Below are 1,078 nucleotides of genomic sequence, written 5' to 3'. Positions count from 1 at the left end.
TAATGACCACAAACGTATAGAACGAATTTTAACTACCTCTTCATTAACGGTGTTATTTTCATTCTTTAACCTTATTATTTTCAGTTTAGTTTTAGGGTTTTATAGCCTACAAATATTTGGCGTATTTGTTTTAGGAAGTGTTTTATACTTTGGTTGGGTTTTGTTTTTCTTCAAGAAAAGGAAGGAACTAGATTATAAACGATTTTCACAAGTTAGTCAAGAACAAAGTAAAGTTATTGAACTGATAAATGGAATGCAAGAAATTAAACTTCATAATGCAGAAAGACGAATGCGTTGGAATTGGGAGTATGTTCAAGCTCGTTTATTTAAAGTAGCTACCAAAAGTTTAGCATTAGAACAAACCCAAAGTGTAGGATCAAACTTTATCAATGAATTAAAAAATATGTTCATTACCATTTTATCTGCCAAATTAGTAATTGATGGGCAAATTACTTTAGGTATGATGATGGCTATTAGTTATATCGTTGGGCAATTAAATGGCCCTATTGTTCAATTAATCAATTTTATGAGAGATGTGCAAGATGCACAAATATCTATCGATAGATTAGGAGAAATTCATAATATGGAAGATGAGGAAAAGCCTGAAGATGAAAAAGTAACTCATATCCCAGAAAAAGAACCTATAAAACTTAACAATATCTCTTTTAGATATACAGGAGGTTTGGAACCTGTATTAAAAGATTTATCCTTAGAAATTCCTGCCAATAAAACCACTGCTATAGTTGGGGTTAGTGGAAGTGGAAAAACAACCTTAATGAAATTATTACTTGGTTTTTACCAAGTAGATACTGGAGATATAAGTATAGGAAACTTTAATTTAAAAAATATTTCTCAAAAAGAATGGAGAAGAAACTGTGGAGTAGTAATGCAGGAGGGGTATATTTTTAATGATTCCATCGCTAAAAACATCGCTGTTGGTGAAGATTATGTAGATAAGGAGAAATTAGCACATGCTATAAACGTAGCCAATATAGCTGATTATATAGAAGGTTTACCTTTAGGATACAACACAAAAATAGGTAGTGAAGGAAACGGGCTTAGTACAGGGCAAAAACAA

At 31.4% G+C, this 1,078-nt stretch carries 1 protein-coding gene; it reads left to right on the top strand.

Annotated elements, in window-relative coordinates:
* A partial coding sequence (locus ACKTTQ_RS09285) for a peptidase domain-containing ABC transporter (protein ID WP_408049049.1) occupies positions 1–1,078 on the top strand: 1,078 nt, incomplete at both ends.

Origin of the sequence: Tenacibaculum halocynthiae (genome assembly GCF_964512825.1) — a bacterium.
In the GTDB taxonomy this organism is placed as follows: domain Bacteria; phylum Bacteroidota; class Bacteroidia; order Flavobacteriales; family Flavobacteriaceae; genus Polaribacter; species Polaribacter halocynthiae.
The sequence above is the reverse complement of the archived record's forward strand: the minus strand, read 5'-3'. Positions and strand labels throughout refer to the sequence as shown.